At 73.0% G+C, this 17,156-nt stretch carries 16 protein-coding genes; 6 read left to right on the forward strand and 10 right to left on the reverse strand.

Annotation, left to right across the window (positions count from 1 at the left end; translation table 11 throughout):
* The first annotated feature begins 4 nt into the window (after positions 1–4).
* From fdhF to EAH89_RS06875, 4 genes are all read left to right on the forward strand, one after another.
* Positions 5–2,854: a formate dehydrogenase subunit alpha gene (gene fdhF / locus EAH89_RS06860; RefSeq protein WP_140882058.1), complete on the forward strand. Its 2,850-nt coding sequence runs from the start codon at positions 5–7 to the stop codon at positions 2,852–2,854.
* On the forward strand, positions 2,835–3,653 hold the full coding sequence (gene fdhD / locus EAH89_RS06865; protein WP_140882059.1) for a formate dehydrogenase accessory sulfurtransferase FdhD: 819 nt from the start codon (positions 2,835–2,837) through the stop codon (positions 3,651–3,653). Before fdhF ends, fdhD begins: the two co-directional genes overlap by 20 nt.
* Positions 3,650–3,934: a formate dehydrogenase subunit delta gene (locus EAH89_RS06870; protein ID WP_241666889.1), complete on the forward strand. Its 285-nt coding sequence runs from the start codon at positions 3,650–3,652 to the stop codon at positions 3,932–3,934. The genes fdhD and EAH89_RS06870 overlap by 4 nt, the downstream gene beginning before the upstream one ends.
* Before the next feature lie 82 nt (positions 3,935–4,016).
* A complete protein-coding gene (locus EAH89_RS06875; protein ID WP_140882060.1) occupies positions 4,017–4,727 on the forward strand; it encodes a metal-dependent hydrolase in 711 nt (236 codons plus the stop codon).
* A 20-nt stretch (positions 4,728–4,747) separates the two neighbouring features.
* Here EAH89_RS06875 and EAH89_RS06880 read toward each other — a convergent pair whose 3' ends face one another.
* From EAH89_RS06880 to EAH89_RS06925, 10 genes are read right to left on the reverse strand one after another with little or no spacing between them, the layout of a single operon-like run.
* Positions 4,748–5,626, reverse strand: coding sequence for an ABC transporter permease (locus EAH89_RS06880; protein WP_140882061.1), 879 nt, complete (start codon positions 5,624–5,626; stop codon positions 4,748–4,750).
* A complete protein-coding gene (locus EAH89_RS06885; protein ID WP_140882062.1) occupies positions 5,623–6,570 on the reverse strand; it encodes an ABC transporter permease in 948 nt (315 codons plus the stop codon). The genes EAH89_RS06880 and EAH89_RS06885 overlap by 4 nt, the downstream gene beginning before the upstream one ends.
* Before the next feature lie 3 nt (positions 6,571–6,573).
* Positions 6,574–8,091, reverse strand: a complete 1,518-nt coding sequence (locus EAH89_RS06890) for an ABC transporter substrate-binding protein (protein WP_140882063.1) — start codon at positions 8,089–8,091, stop codon at positions 6,574–6,576.
* Positions 8,088–9,158 carry an ABC transporter ATP-binding protein gene (locus tag EAH89_RS06895; RefSeq protein ID WP_140882064.1) on the reverse strand — a complete coding sequence of 357 codons (1,071 nt, stop codon included), beginning with the start codon at positions 9,156–9,158 and terminating at the stop codon, positions 8,088–8,090. The genes EAH89_RS06890 and EAH89_RS06895 overlap by 4 nt, the downstream gene beginning before the upstream one ends.
* On the reverse strand, positions 9,155–10,168 hold the full coding sequence (locus EAH89_RS06900; protein WP_206667475.1) for an ABC transporter ATP-binding protein: 1,014 nt from the start codon (positions 10,166–10,168) through the stop codon (positions 9,155–9,157). The genes EAH89_RS06895 and EAH89_RS06900 overlap by 4 nt, the downstream gene beginning before the upstream one ends.
* Before the next feature lie 52 nt (positions 10,169–10,220).
* Complete coding sequence (locus tag EAH89_RS06905; protein ID WP_140882065.1) at positions 10,221–10,910, reverse strand: GntR family transcriptional regulator; 690 nt, start codon at positions 10,908–10,910, stop codon at positions 10,221–10,223.
* Complete coding sequence (locus EAH89_RS06910) at positions 10,910–11,764, reverse strand: ABC transporter permease (RefSeq protein WP_140882066.1); 855 nt, start codon at positions 11,762–11,764, stop codon at positions 10,910–10,912. The genes EAH89_RS06905 and EAH89_RS06910 overlap by 1 nt, the downstream gene beginning before the upstream one ends.
* A complete protein-coding gene (locus EAH89_RS06915) occupies positions 11,761–12,804 on the reverse strand; it encodes an ABC transporter substrate-binding protein (RefSeq protein WP_161993497.1) in 1,044 nt (347 codons plus the stop codon). The genes EAH89_RS06910 and EAH89_RS06915 overlap by 4 nt, the downstream gene beginning before the upstream one ends.
* 25 nt (positions 12,805–12,829) lie before the next feature.
* Positions 12,830–13,924: an ABC transporter ATP-binding protein gene (locus EAH89_RS06920; protein ID WP_140882068.1), complete on the reverse strand. Its 1,095-nt coding sequence runs from the start codon at positions 13,922–13,924 to the stop codon at positions 12,830–12,832.
* Positions 13,924–14,751, reverse strand: coding sequence for an ABC transporter permease (locus EAH89_RS06925; protein WP_241666890.1), 828 nt, complete (start codon positions 14,749–14,751; stop codon positions 13,924–13,926). The genes EAH89_RS06920 and EAH89_RS06925 overlap by 1 nt, the downstream gene beginning before the upstream one ends.
* Positions 14,752–14,866: 115 nt before the next feature.
* On the opposite strand from EAH89_RS06925, the gene EAH89_RS06930 reads away from it, so the two are divergent.
* The gene (locus EAH89_RS06930; protein ID WP_140882069.1) at positions 14,867–15,892 is read left to right on the forward strand and encodes a 4-hydroxyproline epimerase; all 1,026 of its coding nucleotides are present in this window, start codon (positions 14,867–14,869) and stop codon (positions 15,890–15,892) included.
* Positions 15,889–17,154: an NAD(P)/FAD-dependent oxidoreductase gene (locus EAH89_RS06935; RefSeq protein ID WP_161993498.1), complete on the forward strand. Its 1,266-nt coding sequence runs from the start codon at positions 15,889–15,891 to the stop codon at positions 17,152–17,154. The genes EAH89_RS06930 and EAH89_RS06935 overlap by 4 nt, the downstream gene beginning before the upstream one ends.
* Positions 17,155–17,156 lie beyond the last annotated feature (2 nt).

Genomic DNA, 17,156 nt, shown 5'->3' on the forward strand with positions numbered 1-17,156 from the left:
ACGCATGCCCCTGATCCAGGAAACCGATTTCGGCACCCCGATCCGCCTGGCCGAGGGCACGGTGACGCTCACCATCGACGGGCAGGCGGTGGCGGTGCCGAAGGGCACGTCCGTGATGGCGGCGGCAATGACGCTGGGCACGACGGTGCTGCGCCTCTGCGCGACCGACAGCCTGGAGCCCTTCGGCTCCTGCCGCCTCTGCCTCGTGCAGATCGAGGGGCGGCGGGGCTTCCCGGCCTCCTGCACCACGCCCGCCGAGGCCGGGATGGTCGTGCACACGCAGAACGAGGCGATCGCGAAGCGCCGGCGGGGCGTGATGGAGCTCTACATCTCCGACCACCCGCTGGACTGCCTGACGTGCTCGGCGAACGGCGACTGCGAGCTGCAGGACATGGCGGGCGCGGTCGGTCTGCGGGAGGTGCGCTACGGCCATGAAGGCGCGAACCACCTCGATGCGCCGAAGGACGAGAGCAATCCCTACTTCACCTTCGAGGCCTCGAAATGCATCGCCTGCTCGCGGTGCATCCGGGCCTGCGAGGAGGTGCAGGGGACCTTTGCGCTGACGATGGAGGGGCGCGGCTTCGATTCCAAGGTGTCGCCGGGCGGCACGGACTTCATGGGTTCGGAATGCGTCTCCTGCGGCGCCTGCGTCCAGGCCTGCCCGACGGCGACGCTGAACGAGAAGTCGGTGGTGGCGCTCGGCACGCCCGAGCACTCGGTGGTGACGACCTGCGCCTATTGCGGCGTCGGCTGCTCCTTCAAGGCGGAGATGAAGGGCGACCGGCTGGTCCGCATGGTGCCCTACAAGGACGGCAAGGCGAACGAGGGCCATTCCTGCGTGAAGGGGCGCTTCGCCTTCGGCTACGCGACCCACAAGGACCGCATCACGACGCCGATGATCCGGGCGCGGATCACCGATCCCTGGCGGGAGGTGAGCTGGGAGGAGGCGGTGCGGCACGCGGCCTCCGAGCTGCGGCGCATCCAGCGGGAGCACGGGGTGGACGCGATCGGCGGCATCACCTCCTCGCGCTGCACGAACGAGGAGACCTTCCTCGTGCAGAAGATGATCCGCGGCGCCTTCGGCAACAACAACGTCGACACCTGCGCGCGGGTCTGCCACTCGCCCACGGGGTACGGGCTGAAGACGACGCTCGGGACCTCGGCAGGGACGCAGGACTTCGCCTCCGTGGCAGAGGCGGACGTGATCCTCGTCATCGGCGCGAACCCGACGGACGGGCACCCGGTCTTCGCCTCCCGCATGAAGCGGCGGCTGCGCGAGGGGGCGCGGCTGATCGTCGTGGATCCGCGGCGGATCGACCTCGTCCGCACGCCGCATGTGCGGGCGGACCACCACCTGGCGCTGCGGCCGGGGACGAACGTGGCGCTGCTCAACGCCCTGGCGCATGTCGTGGTGACGGAGGGGCTGGTCGCGGAGGGCTATGTCCGGGAGCGCTGCGACCTCGACGCCTTCGAGGACTGGGCCCGCTTCGTCGCGGAGGCGCGGAACGCGCCGGAGGCGGTGGAGGCGGTCACGGGGGTGCCGGCGCGGGCCGTGCGGGAGGCGGCGCGGCTCTACGCCTCCGGGGGCGCGGCGGCGATCTACTACGGGCTGGGCGTGACGGAGCACAGCCAGGGCTCGACCGCCGTGATGGCCATGGCGAACCTGGCGATGGCGACGGGGAACATCGGCCGGCCCGGCGCGGGGGTGAACCCGCTGCGGGGGCAGAACAACGTGCAGGGGGCCTGCGACATGGGCTCCTTCCCGCACGAGTTCTCCGGCTATCGCCACGTGGCCGACGACGCGGTGCGGGAGAGCTTCGAGACGTCCTGGGGCGTGCCGCTCTCGCCGGAGCCGGGCCTGCGCATCCCGAACATGCTCGACGAGGCCGTGGCGGGTCGCTTCCGGGGGCTCTTCGTGCAGGGCGAGGACATCGCGCAGTCCGATCCCGACACGAAGCACGTGACCGCGGGGCTGGCGGCCATGGAATGCGTCATCGTGCAGGACCTCTTCCTCAACGAGACCGCGAAATACGCGCATGTCTTCCTGCCCGGCTCCTCCTTCCTCGAGAAGGACGGGACCTTCACCAACGCGGAGCGGCGCATCAACCGCGTGCGCCGCGTGATGGCGCCGCTCGGCGGGCTGGCGGACTGGGAAGGGGTGATGGCGCTCTCCAACGCGCTCGGCTTCCCCATGGACTACCGCCATCCCGGCGAGATCATGGACGAGATCGCGCGGCTGACGCCGACCTTCGCGGGCGTGTCCTACGCCAAGCTGGACGAGGTCGGCTCGCTGCAGTGGCCCTGCAACGAGGAGGCGCCGCTGGGCACGCCGACGATGCACGTGGACCGCTTCGTGCGCGGCAAGGGGCGGTTCATGGTCACGGAGTTCGTGCCGACGGAGGAGCGCACGGGGGTGAACTTCCCGCTGATCCTCACCACCGGGCGCATCCTGTCGCAGTACAACGTGGGCGCGCAGACGCGGCGGACGGAGAACAGCCGCTGGCACGCGGAGGACGTGCTGGAGATCCATCCCTTCGACGCGGAGCTGCGGGGCATCCGGGACGGCGAGCTGGTCTCGCTGGAGAGCCGGTCCGGCGACATCGCGCTGCGCGCGCACGTGAGCGAGAGGATGCAGCCCGGGGTCGTCTACACCACCTTCCACCATGCCTCGACCGGGGCCAACGTCATCACGACCGATTACTCCGACTGGGCGACGAACTGCCCGGAGTACAAGGTGACGGCGGTCCAGGTCCGCCGCACCAACGGCCCCTCGGCCTGGCAGGCGGCGTTCGCGGAGGGCGAGGCGACGATGAAGCGGATCGAGGCGAGGCAGGATGCTCCCGCGGCCGAGTAGCCGGCTGGCCGAGGCGCTGGTCGTCGGGGCCGACGGGGCCGGCCGGGCCATCCAGCGCCCGGTGCCGGAGGAGGTGCCGGTCAGCCTCGTCTACTCCAGCGTTCCCTTCGCGGTGATGATGCTGACGCCGGGCGACCTCGAGGACTTCGCCTATGGCTTCAGCCTGACGGAGGGCGTCGTCGCCGACGCGGCGGGCATCCGCGAGGTGGCGATCTCGGCGGAGGAGCGGGGGCTGCGCCTCGACATCCGGCTCGCGCCCTCCGACCTCACGGCGCATCTCTCGCGGCGGCGGTCCATCGCGGGGCGGACGGGCTGCGGGCTCTGTGGGATCGAGGAGCTGGACCAGATGCCGCGGGCCGCGCGCCCCGAGGCACCCGCGCCGGCGATCGACGTCGCGGCGATCCGGCGGGCGCTGGCCTCGCTCGAGGCCTCGCAGCCGCTGAACGACGAGACGCGCGCGGTCCACGCCGCCGCCTTCGCGGCCGCGGACGGCACGCTGGTCGCCGTGCGGGAGGATGTCGGGCGGCACAACGCGCTCGACAAGCTGGCCGGCGCGCTGATGCGGGGGGGCGTCGCGACGGGCGCGGGCTTCGTCGTGGTGACGAGCCGCTGCTCCTTCGAGCTGGTGGAGAAGACCGCCTCGATCGGCGCGCGCACGCTCGTCGCGATCTCGGCGCCGACCGCCCTGGCTCTGGACCGCGCCCGCGCGCTCGACATGAACCTCGTGGCCGTCGCGCGGCGGGACACGGTCGCGGTCTTCCACGGGATGGACCGCGTGACGGAGGCGCTGCGCGCGTGAGCGGGGAGGAGGAACGGCTGGCGCGGATGGCGAACCAGATGGCGGATTTCTTCCGCGCCTATCCGGCGGAGGAGGCGCGCGCCGGCATCCGGGACCACATCGAGGCCTTCTGGACGCGGCGCATGCGGGATGCGTTGCTGGCGATGGTTGAGCGCCGGTGGACCGGGCTCGACCCGCTCGTGGCCGGGGCCTTCGCCGGGCGCTCACTCGGCGAGAGCCCGGTGCGGCGGGAGACGGGCGGACCAGAGGAGGTCGGCCCGATGGGGAGCGACGCCGGGTGAGCGCGGCGCTTTTTCCCGCGCCGCTCCTGGCCGATCCCCTCTCTCGCCTCCACATCCCGGCCGGCATCAGCGAGGAGCAGCCATGAAGATCACCTGGTTCGGGCATTCGGCCTTTCGGCTGGAATTCGGCTCGTCGGTCGTTCTCATCGATCCCTTCCTGACCGGCAACGCCACCTTCGGCGGCACGGTGGCGGAGGCGTCGCGCGGGGCCACGCATGTCGTGGTGACGCACGGGCACGCGGACCATGTCGGCGACACCGTGGCGATCGCGAAGGCCACGGGGGCGAAGCTCGTGACCGGCTTCGAGCTGTGCCAGTATCTCGGCCGCCAGGGCGTCGAGGCGACGGACCCGATGAACACCGGCGGCACGACGGACCAGGGCGAGTTCACGGTGTCACTCACCATCGCCTTCCACTCCTCCGCGGAGATGGACGCGAACGGCGTGCTGCACAATCTCGGCCTGCCGAACGGGGTGGTGGTCGCGCCGAAGGCCGGCCTGGGGCCAGTGGTCTACCACATGGGCGACACGGAGGTGTTCTCCGACATGGCGCTCATCGGCGAGCTCCACCGCCCGACGGTGGCGATGGTGCCGATGGGGGATCGCTTCACGATGGGCGCGCGCGGCGCGGCGCTGGCGATGCGGCGCTTCCTGCCGGAGGTGCCGGTGGTCATCCCCTGCCACTACCGCACCTTCCCGCCACTGGCGCAGTCGCCGGATGCCTTCCTGACGGAGATGGGCGACCAGGCCGGGCGCGTGCGGGTGCCGGCGGTCGGCGAGGCCTTCGAGGTCTGAGGGCGGCGCGCGGCCGCCCTTCAGCGGCCGCGCGCGCGCGGGTCGAGCGCGTCGCGCAGCCCGTCGCCGAGCAGGTTGATGGCGAGCACGACGAGGAAGATGGCGAGGCCCGGGTAGATCGCCATCCAGGGCGCCTGGGTGAGGAAGCGCTGCGCCGCGTTCAGCATCGATCCCCAGGAGGGGTTCGGCGGCTGCTGGCCGAGGCCGAGGAAGGAGAGCGAGGCCTCGGCGATGATGGCCTCGGCGATGGCGAGCGTCGCCTGCACGAGCAGCGGCGGGACGATGTTCGGCAGGACATGCGCGAGGGCGATCCGCCAGGGCGGGTTGCCGAGCGCGCGGGCGGCCTCCACCCATTCGGTCGATTTCGCCTCCATGGCCATGCCGCGCGCGAGGCGCACGAAGATGGGGCTGGCGGAGATGGCGATGGCGAGCATCGCGTTCTCCAGCGCGGGGCCGAGGAAGGCGGCCAGCGCGATGGCGAGGATGAGGAAGGGCACCGAGAGCATCGCGTCGGTGACGCGGGAGATGAAGGTGTCCACCCACCCGCCCGCGAGGCCGGCGAGCAGGCCGAAGGGCACGCCGAGGGTCAGCGCCGCCGTGACGGAGAGGCCGCCGGCGAGCAGCGAGGCGCGGGCACCCCAGAGGACGCGCGAGAGCACGTCGCGCCCGTTCTCGTCGGTGCCGAACAGGTGAAGCTCGGAAGGCGGCTTGCGGATGCGCGACCAGGAGGTCGCGACGGGGTCGAAGGGCGCGATCCAGGGGGCGAGCGCCGCGGCAAGGACGAAGGCGAGGACGACCACCAGGCCCGCGACCGCGAGCCGGTGGCGGAGGAAGCGGCGGAGCGCGCGCCGGCCGGGGCTCTCCGCGCGCGGGACGGCGCTGGCCGCGGTCGCGCTCATGCGGCGCGAAGCCTCGGGTTGATGGCCATGTAGAGGAGGTCGCCCAGGAGGGAGAGACTGACGAAGATGACGGCGGTGACGACGACGACGCCCTGCACCACCGGGTAGTCGCGGTTGAACACGGCGTCCACGATCAGCTTGCCGAAGCCGGGGATGGAGAAGATCTGCTCGGTCAGCACGGCGCCCGCGAGAAGCCGGCCGAGCTCAATCGTGCCGAGGGTCACGACGGGGATGAGGGCGTTGCGCAGGGCGTGCCTGTTGACGACGACGCGCTCGGGCAGGCCCTTCGCGCGGGCGGTGCGGACGTAGTCCTGGCCGAGCGCGCCGATCATGGCGGCGCGGGTGTGGCGCATGAAGACGCCGGCGATGCCGCCGCCGAGCACGAAGGCGGGCATGATGGTGGTGGCGAGCGACTGCCGCCAGTCCTCCGTCAGCGGCACGTAGCCCGAGGGCGGCAGCCAGCCGAGCTGCACGCTGAAGAAGAGGATCATCATGATGCCGAGCCAGAAGTTCGGCGTGGAGATGCCGGCGAGGGCGACGCCGTTGGCCACCCAGTCCGCGGGGCGGTCGCGGTAGGTGGCGGAGACGATGCCGGCGGGCACGCCGATCGCGACCGAGATCACGAAGGCCATGAGGCCGAGCTGGAGCGTGACCGGCAGCTTCTCGAGGATGAGCGCGCCCACGGGCTGGCGGATGCGCCAGGAGAAGCCGAGGTCGCCGTGCAGCAGGCGCCAGAGCCAGGCGCCGTACTGCTCCCAGATCGGGCGGTCGAGCAGGAGCTCGGCGCGAATCTCGGCCAGCACCTGCGGGTCGCCGCGCTCCTCGCCCGCCATGATGATGGCGGGGTCGCCGGGCATGAGCTGCTGCAGGGCGAAGATGAGGACCGAGAGGATCAGCAGGGTCGGGATGATCTGCCCGAGCCGGCGGAGGAGCCATCCCCACATCGTCTAGCGGAGCCGCACGCCCTGGAGGCGGATGAGGCCGTCCGGGAGGAGGGCGAGACCCTGCAGGCGGGCCGCGTAGGCCATGATGACCTTCGGGTGCCAGAGGTAGAGGCGCGCGCGGTCCGTGGTGAGCGCGATGCGGAAGGCCTCGGCGTAGAGGGCGCGCCGCTTGTCGGGTTCGCTCTCGGTGCGGGTCTGGTCAAGCAGCGCGTCTACCTCGGGGTTCGCGTACTTGCCGTCGTTCTGCGCGCCGCGGCTGTGGAGGAAGGTCCAGACGTTGCCGTCGGGGTCGGGACGGCCGGACCAGGCGATGAGATAGGCCTGGAAGTCGCCGCGCACACCGGCGGCGAGGGAGGAGGCGAACTCGGTCGCGACGATGCGGAGGTCGAAGCCCGCCTCGCCCACCATCGACTGCATGACCTCCGCCGCCTGGCGCGTCTCGGGGCTGTTCGGGACCATCAGGTCGACGGTGACCGGCGTGCGGACCCCGGCCTCGCGCAGGAGGGCCTTCGCGCGCTCCACGTCGCGGGCCGCCGGGCGCAGCTCGCGCACGTGCATCGGGGAGGCCGGGGGGATGGGCTGCGCGGTGGGGGTGTGCAGGCCCTCGTAGACGACGCCGATGAGCGCCTCGCGGTCGATCGCGAGGTCGAAGGCCTCGCGCAGGCGGCGGTCCTGGCCCATGGGCGTGGCCGCGCGGGGGCCGTTGCCGATGTTGAAGATGAGGTTCCAGTAGCCGAGCCCCTCCACGGTGGAGAGCGCGAGCCGGCGGTCGCGGCGGATGGCGGGGACGTCGCTCGGGCTGGTGACCTCGATCAGCTCCAGCGTGCCGGACTGCAGGTTCGCCAGCCGGGCGGTGCTGTCGGTGATGGGCTGGAAGGTCACGCGGTTGAAGTGGATGCTCGCCGCGTTCCAGTAGGCGGGGAAGCGCTCGAGCACGATGCGGTCCTGCGCGATGCGCTCGACGAAGCGGAAGGGGCCGGCGCAGACGGGGCGGGCGCCGAAGTCGCGGCCCGCGGCCTCGGCGGCCTTCGGGGAGACGATCATGCCGGAGCGGTCGGTGAGCTGGCTGAGGAAGGGCGAGGAGGGCTGCTTGAGGCGGAGCCGCACGGTCGTGGGGTCCACCACCTCCACTGTCTCGAGGTCGGTGATCTCGCCGCGGCGGAAGCTGCCCTGCATCGTCAGGTGGCGGAGGAGGGAGTAGCGCACGGCCTCGGCGTCCATGCGCTCGCCGTCGTGGAAGGTCACGCCGTCCCGCAGCGTGATCAGGAGGGTCTTCGGGTCCTCCCAGCGATAGCCGGTGGCGAGCTGGGGGACGATCTCGAGCTTGTCGTTGATGTCGAAGAGCTTGTCGCAGAGGCTGGCGAAGACGATGCGCCCGACGAAGGAGCGCGCCAGGGTCGGGTCCATGATGTCCGGGTCCTCGCGCAGGCCGATGCGGAGGTTGGGCCGGTCCTGCGCGTGGGCCGCGCCGGCGAGGAGCGCGGCCGCGACGGCCAGGGGCGCGAGGAGGCGGGCGGTCATGCGGCGGTTCCAGTCCGGCTCGGGGGGGCGAAGAAGGCTTGCAGGCGGGCCAGGCGCTCGCCGCCCGACGGGGGCACGGCGGCGGGCAGCGGGGGGAGCGCGTCCTGGAAGTGGCAGGCGGCGCGATGGGCCGGCGTAGGGGCGGTCGCGCCCGCGGCGAGCGGCGGGTCCACCTCGCGGCAGACCGGCTGGGCATGCGGGCAGCGCGTGTGGAAGCGGCAGGCGGCGGGCGGCGAGATGGGACTCGGCAGGTCGCCCTGCAGGGGCGGGCCCTTGGGGCCGGCGCCGGGGACGGAGGCGAGGAGCGCGCGGGTGTAGGGGTGGCGCGGCGCGGCGAAGAGGTCGCCCGCGGGCCCCTCCTCCACGACGCGGCCGAGATACATGACGACGACGCGGTCCGCGACGTGGCGCACCACCGCGAGGTCGTGGCTGATGAGCACGAAGGCGAGGCGGAACTCGCGGATGAGGTCCTGCAGGAGGTTGATGACCTGCGCCTGCACGGAGACGTCGAGCGCGCTGACGGGCTCGTCGCCGATGACGAGGCGGGGGCCGCTGGCCAGCGCGCGGGCGATGGCGATGCGCTGGCGCTGGCCGCCGGAGAACTCGTGCGGCCAGCGGTCGGCGTGCTCCGGGCGGAGGCCGACGCGGGCGAGGAGCTCCGCGACCCGGTCGCGCTCCGCCGCGCGCGGCACGAGGCGGTGGAGGCGCAACGGCTCGGCCACGGCCTGGCCGACGGTCATGCGCGGGTCGAGGCTCGCGTAGGGGTCCTGGAAGATCATGCCCATGTGCCGGCGCTGGCGGCGCAGCGCGGCGGCGGGCATGGCGCGGAGGTCGAGGCCGGCGAAGCGGACGCTGCCCGCGTCCAGCTCCTCCAGGCGGAGCGCCAGGCGGCCGAGGGTGGACTTGCCGCAGCCGCTCTCGCCGACGACGGCCAGCACCTCGCCCTCCATGACGGAGAGGGAGACGCCGTCCACCGCCCGCACGGCGCCGCGGCGGCGGCCGAGCGCGTCGCGCACGGGGAAGTGGCGGGTGACGCCGTCGAGCTGAAGCAGGGGCGCGTCGCTCACGCGGCCACCAGGAGCTGGTCGAGAGGCGCGCGGTGGCAGGCGGCGCGGTGGCCGGGGGCGACCTCAAGGAGGGGCGGCGCGGTGTCGCAGACCGCGACGCGAAAGGGGCAGCGGGTCTTGAAGCGGCAGCCCGCGGGCGGGTCAGCGAGGTCGGGCACGGTGCCCTCCACGGTGGCGAGCCGCGTGCCGCGCGGGCCGTCGAGGCGGGGCGCGGCGCCGAGCAGGCCGACGGTGTAGGGGTGCTGCGGCGTGGCGAGGACGCGCGCGGCGGGCCCCGTCTCGGCGACGCGGCCGGCGTACATCACCACGACCTCGTCCGCGTGGTCGGCCACCACGCCGAGGTCGTGGGTGATGAGCAGGACGGCGGCGCCGGTCTCGCCGCGCATGTCGTCAAGGAGGGCGAGGATCTGCGCCTGCACGGTGACGTCGAGGGCGGTGGTGGGCTCGTCCGCGATCAGCACGCGGGGGCGGCAGGCGAGCGCCATCGCGATCATCACGCGCTGGCGCATCCCGCCCGAGAGCTGGTGCGGGTACTGCCGGGCGCGGCGCGCGGCCTCGGGAATGCGGACGGCCTCCAGCATCGCGACGGCGGCGGCCTGGGCGCGGGCGCGGTCCAGGCCCTGGTGCAGGCGGAGCGCCTCCGCCACCTGGTCGCCCGCGGTGAAGACGGGGTTGAGGCTCGTCATCGGCTCCTGGAAGATCATCGCGAGATCGGCGCCGCGGAGCTTGCGGCGTTCCTCGGGGGGCAATTCCGCGATCTCGCGGCCTTCCAGGCGGATCGCACCCTCCACCGCGGCGTTCGGCGGCAGCAGGCCCATGATGGCGAGCGAGGCGACGGACTTGCCGCAGCCGCTCTCGCCCACCAGCGCGACCGTGCGGCCCGGCGGGAGGGCGAAAGAGATGCCGTCGAGCACGCGCAGCGGGCCGCGCTCGGTGGCGAAGGTGACGGCGAGGTCGCGGACCTCGAGGGCCTGCATGGGGGTGCTCTCCGCCGCGGTGAGGGGCGTCATCCCGGGAGGTTCGGGGACGGAGCCCCGTGGCAGCAAGCCCCGTGCCAGGCGGTCACGCGGTGTTGCCCGCGGGAGCGGAGGCGGCGAGCAGTCGGAGGAGGTCGCGCTTCACGTCCATGACGTGCCGCTTCGTGAAGCGCGCGGCCTCCTCGGCGGCGCCGCGGCGGCATAGGGCGAGAAGCTCCGCGTGCTCCGCCTTCGCGCGCTCCGTCCCCCCGGCGACGGCGAGCTGCAGGCGGGTGTAGCGGTCGGTGTTGGCGAGGAGGGCGCGGACGAGCGCGAGGGTCTGCGGCCGCGCGGCGGGGCGGTAGAGGGCGAGGTGGTACTCCGTGTTCAGCTCGCCCCAGGCGTTCAGGTCGGCGCGGTCGATCGCGGCGGAGTAGTCGGACAGCACGCGCTCGGCCTCCACGAAGTCGGGCGCGGCCATGCGCGGGACGGCGCGGCGCATGAGGTCGGGCTCGAGCATGGCGCGGAGGTCGAACAGCTCCGCAATCTCCTCGGTGGAAAGGGTGCTGACCACGGCGCCGCGGTGCGGGTGGATGGTGACGAGCCCCTCGGCCGCGAGCTGTCGGAAGGATTCGCGGAGCGGGATGCGGCTGATGCCGAATTCCTCCGCCAGCGCGTCCTGGCGCAGCGCCTCGCCGGCGCGGAAGCCGCCGGCCAGGATGCGGCGGCGAAGCTCCTCGGTCGCGGATTCCACGACGGTCTGGCGGCGGATGCCGCGCGGCGCGCGCTCCGCCATCAGGCCGCCTTGTAGCGGCGCTGGACGAAGGCGCTGGAGGCCGCCGTCAGCGTGAGGGTCGTGATCATCAGGATGAAGGCGATGGCCGCGGCAAAGGGCCAGTTGTTGTTCACGGCGTACTCCCGGAACAGCATCGGCGCCATCATCTGGAAGCGCGCGCCGCCGAGCAGCAGCGGCGTGGCGTAGGCGTTCATCGCCAGGATGAAAACGAGCACCGCGCCCGTGGCGATGCCCGGCAGCGCGAGCGGCAGCACGACGTGGAGGAAGCGGCGCGGGCCGTCGGCGCCGAGGCTGTCGGCGGCCTCCTCGACGCGGGCGTCGATGCCCTCGATCACGCTCTGCAGCGTCAGCACCATGTAGGGCAGGTTGATGGAGAGGATGCCGAGCACGACGGCGAAGGGCGTGTAGAGGAGGGCCACGCTGCTGCCGGGCGAGAGGGCGGCGGCGGCGCTGTCCAGCAGGCCGCCGCGGCCGAGCACGCCCATCCAGCCGAGGGCGCGCACGGTGCTGCCGATGAAGAGCGGCAGGATGACGAGCAGCACGCCCGCCGACTTCCAGCGGCTCTGCGAGCGCGCGAGGCGATAGGCGATGGGGAAGCCGAAGAGGAGGCAGAGGGCGGTGGTGAGGAGCGCGATCCAGAGGGTGGTCCAGAGCACGCCCGTGTAGAAGGGGTCCACGAGGAAGCGCGCGTAGTTCTCCGGCGTCAGCGCCTCGACCATGAACTGCGTGCGGTCGTAGCGGTTGAGGCTCGTGCGAGCGAGAAGGAGGAGCGGCGCCACCAGCGCGCCCATCACGAGCAGCGTGGCGGGCCCGACGAGCAGGCCCGCCGTCAGGCCGCGGGGCCTCGCGCTCATCGCCCGTCCAGGAGGCGGCGCCACCAGTCGTTCAGGTCGTCGCGCGCGGCGGCGAGCTTCGCGTAGTCGGGCGCGACGAGCTTCGGGCGCGGCTCGGGAAGCGCCAGGCGCTGCGCAACCTCGCCCTCCAACGTCGCCTCGGCGTTGGTGGGCAGGTAGCCCATGCTGTCGGCGAAGCCGCGCTGGGCCGCGGGCTCGAGCATAGCGTTGAGGTAGGCGAAGGCGGCGGCCTTGTTCGGCGCGTTCTTCGGCACGCCCATGGAGGAGACGTAGACGACGCTTCCCTCCTGCGGGAAGGAGCCGCGCACTGCGACGCCGGCTTTCTGCCAGAAGATGACACGCGCCTGCCAGACCGGGCCGACGTCGATCTCGCCGGAGCGCAGCGCGGGCGCGAAGGCGTCGGTGACGGTGTAGGTCTTGTTGCCATCGCGCACGAGCTTCTCGAGCTCAGGCTTTACGGCCTGCAGGTTCATGGCGTCCCCGGTCTTCTGCAGGGCGGCGGCCATGACGATGTAGGTGAAGCTGTTGTCGAGCAGGCCGACCTTGCCCTTGAAGCGATCCGCCATGAGGTCGGCGAAGGTGGTGGGCGGCGCCTGGACGCGCTCGGTGTTGTAGATGAAGACCTGCGGGCTGAAGATGTGCGGCAGGGCGTAGTTGTTGCGCAGCTCGGGCACGACGTGCCGCATGTTCGGCACCTTCGTCTCGTCCAGCGGCTCCAGCAGCCCGGCCTCGTTCAGGTCGTAGCAGGAGGGGGCCTGGGCGCAGATGATGTCCACGTTGCCGCGCGGCAGGCGGCGCTGGGCGATGAGCTTGGCGATGCGCGCGGGCTCCGTGCCCACGTCCTGCGTCACCTCGATGTTCTTCGGGCCGAGGATCGGCTTGTCGATGTTGCTGCCGAGCAGCCCCGCGTAGTCGCCGCCCCAGGTGCTGACGACCACGCGGCCGCCGGTCTGGGCGCGGGCCACGTGCGGCATGAAGGGGAGCGAGGCGGCCGCGGCCCCGAGGCCGAGGAGGTGACGACGCGAGGCGCGCTCGATCATGGGGGGCTTCCCGTTTCCTGGAGGTTCATGCGGCGATGGGGGTGCGGAGCGCGAGCGGTGCGCCCGCGGAATCGAAGAGCCGCTCGCTCGCCAGGTCCCAGGCGATGCCGGCGCGGTCCCCCGCGGCGTGGCGGCGCCCGCCGCCGCCATCCGTTGGGTCGTGCAGGATCAGGCGCGTGCCGTCCGGCAGGGCGAGCAGGTACTCGACATGGGCGCCGACATAGGTGGCGTCCTCGACGAGGACCGTGGCGCGCGCCTCGGCGGCCTCCGGTGGCGCGAGCCGCACGCGCTCGGGGCGGATCGCGAGCGTCGCGGTGCCGGGGGCGTAGTGGCCGGCCAGGCGGAGGGCGCCGCCGCCGGGCAGCGCGAGGGCGTCGCCCGCGACGGTGCCGGCGATCAGGTTGCTGTGGCCGATGAAGCGGGCGACGAAGGGGTTGGCGGGGCGCTCGTAGAGCTCCTCCTGCGTGCCGACCTGCTGCACGGTGCCCTCGTTCATCACGACGAGACGGTCCGCCATGGTCATCGCCTCGTCCTGGTCGTGCGTGACCATGAGGGCGGTGAGGCCCGCCGCGCGCTGCAACCCGCGGATCTCCCGCGCCACCTGCTGGCGGAGGTTGGCGTCGAGGTTGGAGAGCGGCTCGTCCAGCAGCAGCACCTTCGGGCGGATGGCCAGCGCCCGCGCGAGGGCCACGCGCTGCTGCTGCCCGCCCGAGAGCTGGCGCGGGTAGCGGTCGGCCATGGCGGTGAGCTTCACCATCTCCAGCGTCTCGGCCAGCCGTGCCTCGGTCTCGGCGCGCGGCAGGCGGCGCATGCGCAGGCCGAAGATGACGTTCGCCGCGACCGTCATGTGCGGAAAGAGGGCGTAGCTCTGGAACACCATGCCCATCTCGCGCCGGTGCGGCGGCAGGCCCGCGTAGTCGCGGCCCTCGAGCAGGATGCGGCCCTCGCTCGCCTCGATGAAGCCGGCGACCATGCGGAGCGTCGTCGTCTTGCCGCAGCCGGAAGGGCCGAGGAGGACGACCATCTCGCCCTGGCGCACGTCGAGGTCCACGCCGCGCACGGCGGTGGTGGCGCCGAAGCGCTTCGTCAGGCCGGCGATGCGGAGATAGGGTTCGCTCATCAGACGATGCGGCTCAGCTTCACGTAGCGGTCCAGCAGGATCAGCAGCCCGGCGATGACAAGCGTCTGCACCATCACCACGGCGGCGACCAGCGGATCGACCCGGTATTCCAGGTATTGCAGGATCGAGATCGGCAGGGTCATCACGCCGGGGCTGATGAGGAAGAGCGTCAGCTCGATGTTCTCGAAGGACACGATGAAGGCGAAGAGGGCGGCGGCGACGATGCCCTGGCGCATCATCGGCAGCGTCACGCGCCAGAGCACCGAGAGGGGCGAGGCGCCGAGGTTGGCTGCGGCCTCCTCCACCGAGCGGTCGAGGCCGATGAGGTTGGCGACGCAGAGCCGCACCACCCATGGCGTGGTGATGAGGAGATGGGCGAGGACGAGCACGAGGTCCGAGCCGATGAGCGGCGCCTCGGTCGCGATCTCCGCCTCCACCACCAGCACGTAGATCGAGAGGCCGATGACGACGCCGGGCACGGTGAGCGGCGAGAGAAGCAGCACGTTCAGCGCGCCGCGCCCGGGGAAGCGGTGGCGGACGAGGGCGAGGCTGGCGGGGATGCCGATCAGCAGGCTGCCGGCCGTCGCCATGGCGGCGATGCGGAGGCTGGTGCCGAGCGAGGTGCCGAAGCGCGGGAACTCCATGATCCGCGCGTACCAGGCGGTGCTGTAGCCGCTGGGCGGGAAGATCACGACGGCGTCGCGGAAGAGGCTGATATAGGCGGTCATCACCAGCGGCATCGCCATGACGAAGACGCCAGCGCCGATCAGCACCCAGACCAGGGCGCCCGATGCCGTCCAACCCCGCCGCGCCGCGGTGCCTGCCAAGCCCTCTCTCCGCCCTGCCTCGGTCGTGCAGCATGCAAAGGGCAAGCCAGCCGGGCTGTCAATTGGATAAAATGTCCCCTATAGCCGTGGCGCCGCTTCGGGGAGGATGAGGGGGATGCAGGGGATCGAGACGCCGGTGCCGCCGGGCAACCACACCTTCTCGTGCATCGACGGGCACACCTGCGGGAACCCCGTCCGCCTCGTGACCGGCGGCGCGCCGCACCTGCGGGGGGCCACGATGAGCGAGCGGCGGCAGGACTTCCTCGCGCATCACGACTGGGTGCGCCGCTCCCTCATGTTCGAGCCGCGCGGGCACAGCGTCATGTCCGGCTCCATCCTCTACCCGCCGACGCGCGACGACTGCGACGTCGCGATCCTCTTCATCGAGGTCTCGGGCTGCCTGCCGATGTGCGGGCACGGGACGATCGGCACGGTGACCATGGCGATCGAGAACGGCCTCGCCCGCCCAGCGCGGGAGGGGGAGCTCCGCCTCGACGTCCCGGCCGGGCGCATCGTCGCGACCTACGAGCGCCGCGGCGAGCACGTGGACAGCGTCCGCATCCGCAACATCGCCTCCTTCCTCGCCCTGCCCGAGGTGGAGGTGGAGATGCCGGGCATGGGGCGGCTGCGGGTGGACATCGCCTATGGCGGGAACTTCTACGCGATCGTGGAGCCGCAACCTGGTTTCGCGGGGCTGGAGAGCCTCTCGGCCGACGACGTGCTGCGGCTCAGCCCCGAGCTGCGGCGACGGCTGAATGCGGTGGTCGAGGTCGTGCATCCCGACGACCGCACCATCGCCGGCGTCAGCCACGTCATGTGGACGGGCAAGCCGCGCGATCCCCGCGCCCACGCGCGCAACGCGGTGTTCTACGGCGACCGCGCGGTGGACCGCTCGCCCTGCGGCACCGGGACCTCCGCGCGCATGGCGCAGCTCGCCGCGCGCGGGACGCTTTCCGTCGGCGAGGAGTTCATCCACGAGAGCATCATCGGCACGCTCTTCGACGGGCGGGTGGAGGACCGGGCGGTGGTGGGCAACCACGAGGCCATCGTGCCGAGCATCGCGGGCTGGGCGCGCACCCACGGCATCAACACCCTCTTCGTGAACGAGCGCGACCCGCTGCGCGCGGGCTTCCTCGTGTGAGCGGGGCGGCGCCCATCGCGGTGATCGGCGCCGGCGTCGTCGGCGTCGCCTGCGCGCGCGCCCTCCAGCGGGCGGGGCTGCCGGTGCTGCTCGTCGATCCCGCGCCGCCGGGCTCGCTCTGCTCCGCGGGGAACGCGGGGCATATCGCGATCGAGGCGGTGAGCCCGCTGTCGCGCCCGGGCGTGCTGGCGGGGGTGCCGCGGATGCTGACGAGCCCCGCCGGGCCGCTGACGCTTCGCGCGCGGGGGGTGCCGTCCCTGCTGCCCTGGATGCTGCGCTTCGCCGCGGCCTCGCGCCCGTCGCGCGTGCGGGCGGGCACGGCGGCGCTGGCGGCGCTGCTCGGCACGGCGGCGGCGGACTGGCGGGCGGCGCTCGACGCCCCGGACCTCGCGCCGTTGCTGCGCCGGGAAGGGGCGGTGGCCGTGACCGAGACGCCGGCCGGCCTCGCCGCCGCGAGGCGGGAGGCCGCGGTCATGTCGGCCCATGGCGTCCGGGTCGAGGCGCTGGAGCCGGGCGAGGTGGCGGAGCTGGTCCCCGCCCTCGTCGCGCCCGTCACGGGCGGGCAGTTCTTCCCCGACGCCATGCACGCGGTGAACCCGCAGCGCCTCGTGCGCGACCTCGGGGCGCGCTTCGCGGCCGAGGGCGGCGCCGTGCTCGCGCAGCCCGCGACGGGCTTCGCGCGGGAGGGCGGGCGCGTCACGGCGCTGCGGACGGCGGCGGGCGAGACGCCGGTGGCGGGCGTGGTGCTGGCCGCGGGGCTCGCGAGCGCGGCGCTCGCGCCGGGGCTGGGCCTCGCCCTGCCCCTCACCGCCGAGCGCGGCTACCACGCCATGCTGCCGGCGGAGGCGGCTGCCCTCCCCTGCCCCGTCTCCTTCGCCGAGCGCGGCTTTATCGCGACGCCGATGGAGCACGGGCTGCGCCTGGCCGGCACGGTGGAGCTGGGCGCGGGCGGGCGGGCGCCCGACTGGTCGCGGGCCGACATCCTCGTCCGCCACGCGCGGGACCTGTTCGGGGGAGCGCCGGAGGCGGCCTCGCGCTGGACGGGGGACCGGCCGACCCTGCCGGACTACCTCCCGGCCATCGGCCGCGCGCCGGGGCTCGCGAACGCCGTGGTGGCGACGGGCCACCAGCATCTCGGCCTGACGCTCGCGGCCGTCACGGCCCGGATCGTCGCGGCGCTGGTCGCGGGCGGCGATCCTGGTCTCGACCTCCGCCCCTTCGACCCCGCGCGCTTCGCCCGCGCCCGACCCGAGAGGACCTGACG

Origin of the sequence: Muricoccus nepalensis (assembly GCF_006438825.1) — a bacterium.
GTDB classification, from domain to species: Bacteria; Pseudomonadota; Alphaproteobacteria; order Acetobacterales; family Acetobacteraceae; genus Roseomonas; species Roseomonas nepalensis.

Coding starts and splice junctions, on each gene's coding strand:
- EAH89_RS06905 (WP_140882065.1), bottom strand. CDS start 10,910: ATGGCGGAGCGCGCGCCGCGCGGCATCCGCCGCCAGACCGTCGTGGAA.
- EAH89_RS06900 (WP_206667475.1), bottom strand. CDS start 10,168: ATGACGCCCCTCACCGCGGCGGAGAGCACCCCCATGCAGGCCCTCGAG.
- EAH89_RS06885 (WP_140882062.1), bottom strand. CDS start 6,570: ATGTGGGGATGGCTCCTCCGCCGGCTCGGGCAGATCATCCCGACCCTG.
- EAH89_RS06910 (WP_140882066.1), bottom strand. CDS start 11,764: ATGAGCGCGAGGCCCCGCGGCCTGACGGCGGGCCTGCTCGTCGGGCCC.
- fdhD (WP_140882059.1), top strand. CDS start 2,835: ATGCTCCCGCGGCCGAGTAGCCGGCTGGCCGAGGCGCTGGTCGTCGGG.
- fdhF (WP_140882058.1), top strand. CDS start 5: ATGCCCCTGATCCAGGAAACCGATTTCGGCACCCCGATCCGCCTGGCC.
- EAH89_RS06930 (WP_140882069.1), top strand. CDS start 14,867: ATGCAGGGGATCGAGACGCCGGTGCCGCCGGGCAACCACACCTTCTCG.
- EAH89_RS06880 (WP_140882061.1), bottom strand. CDS start 5,626: ATGAGCGCGACCGCGGCCAGCGCCGTCCCGCGCGCGGAGAGCCCCGGC.
- EAH89_RS06890 (WP_140882063.1), bottom strand. CDS start 8,091: ATGACCGCCCGCCTCCTCGCGCCCCTGGCCGTCGCGGCCGCGCTCCTC.
- EAH89_RS06920 (WP_140882068.1), bottom strand. CDS start 13,924: ATGAGCGAACCCTATCTCCGCATCGCCGGCCTGACGAAGCGCTTCGGC.
- EAH89_RS06915 (WP_161993497.1), bottom strand. CDS start 12,804: ATGATCGAGCGCGCCTCGCGTCGTCACCTCCTCGGCCTCGGGGCCGCG.
- EAH89_RS06875 (WP_140882060.1), top strand. CDS start 4,017: ATGAAGATCACCTGGTTCGGGCATTCGGCCTTTCGGCTGGAATTCGGC.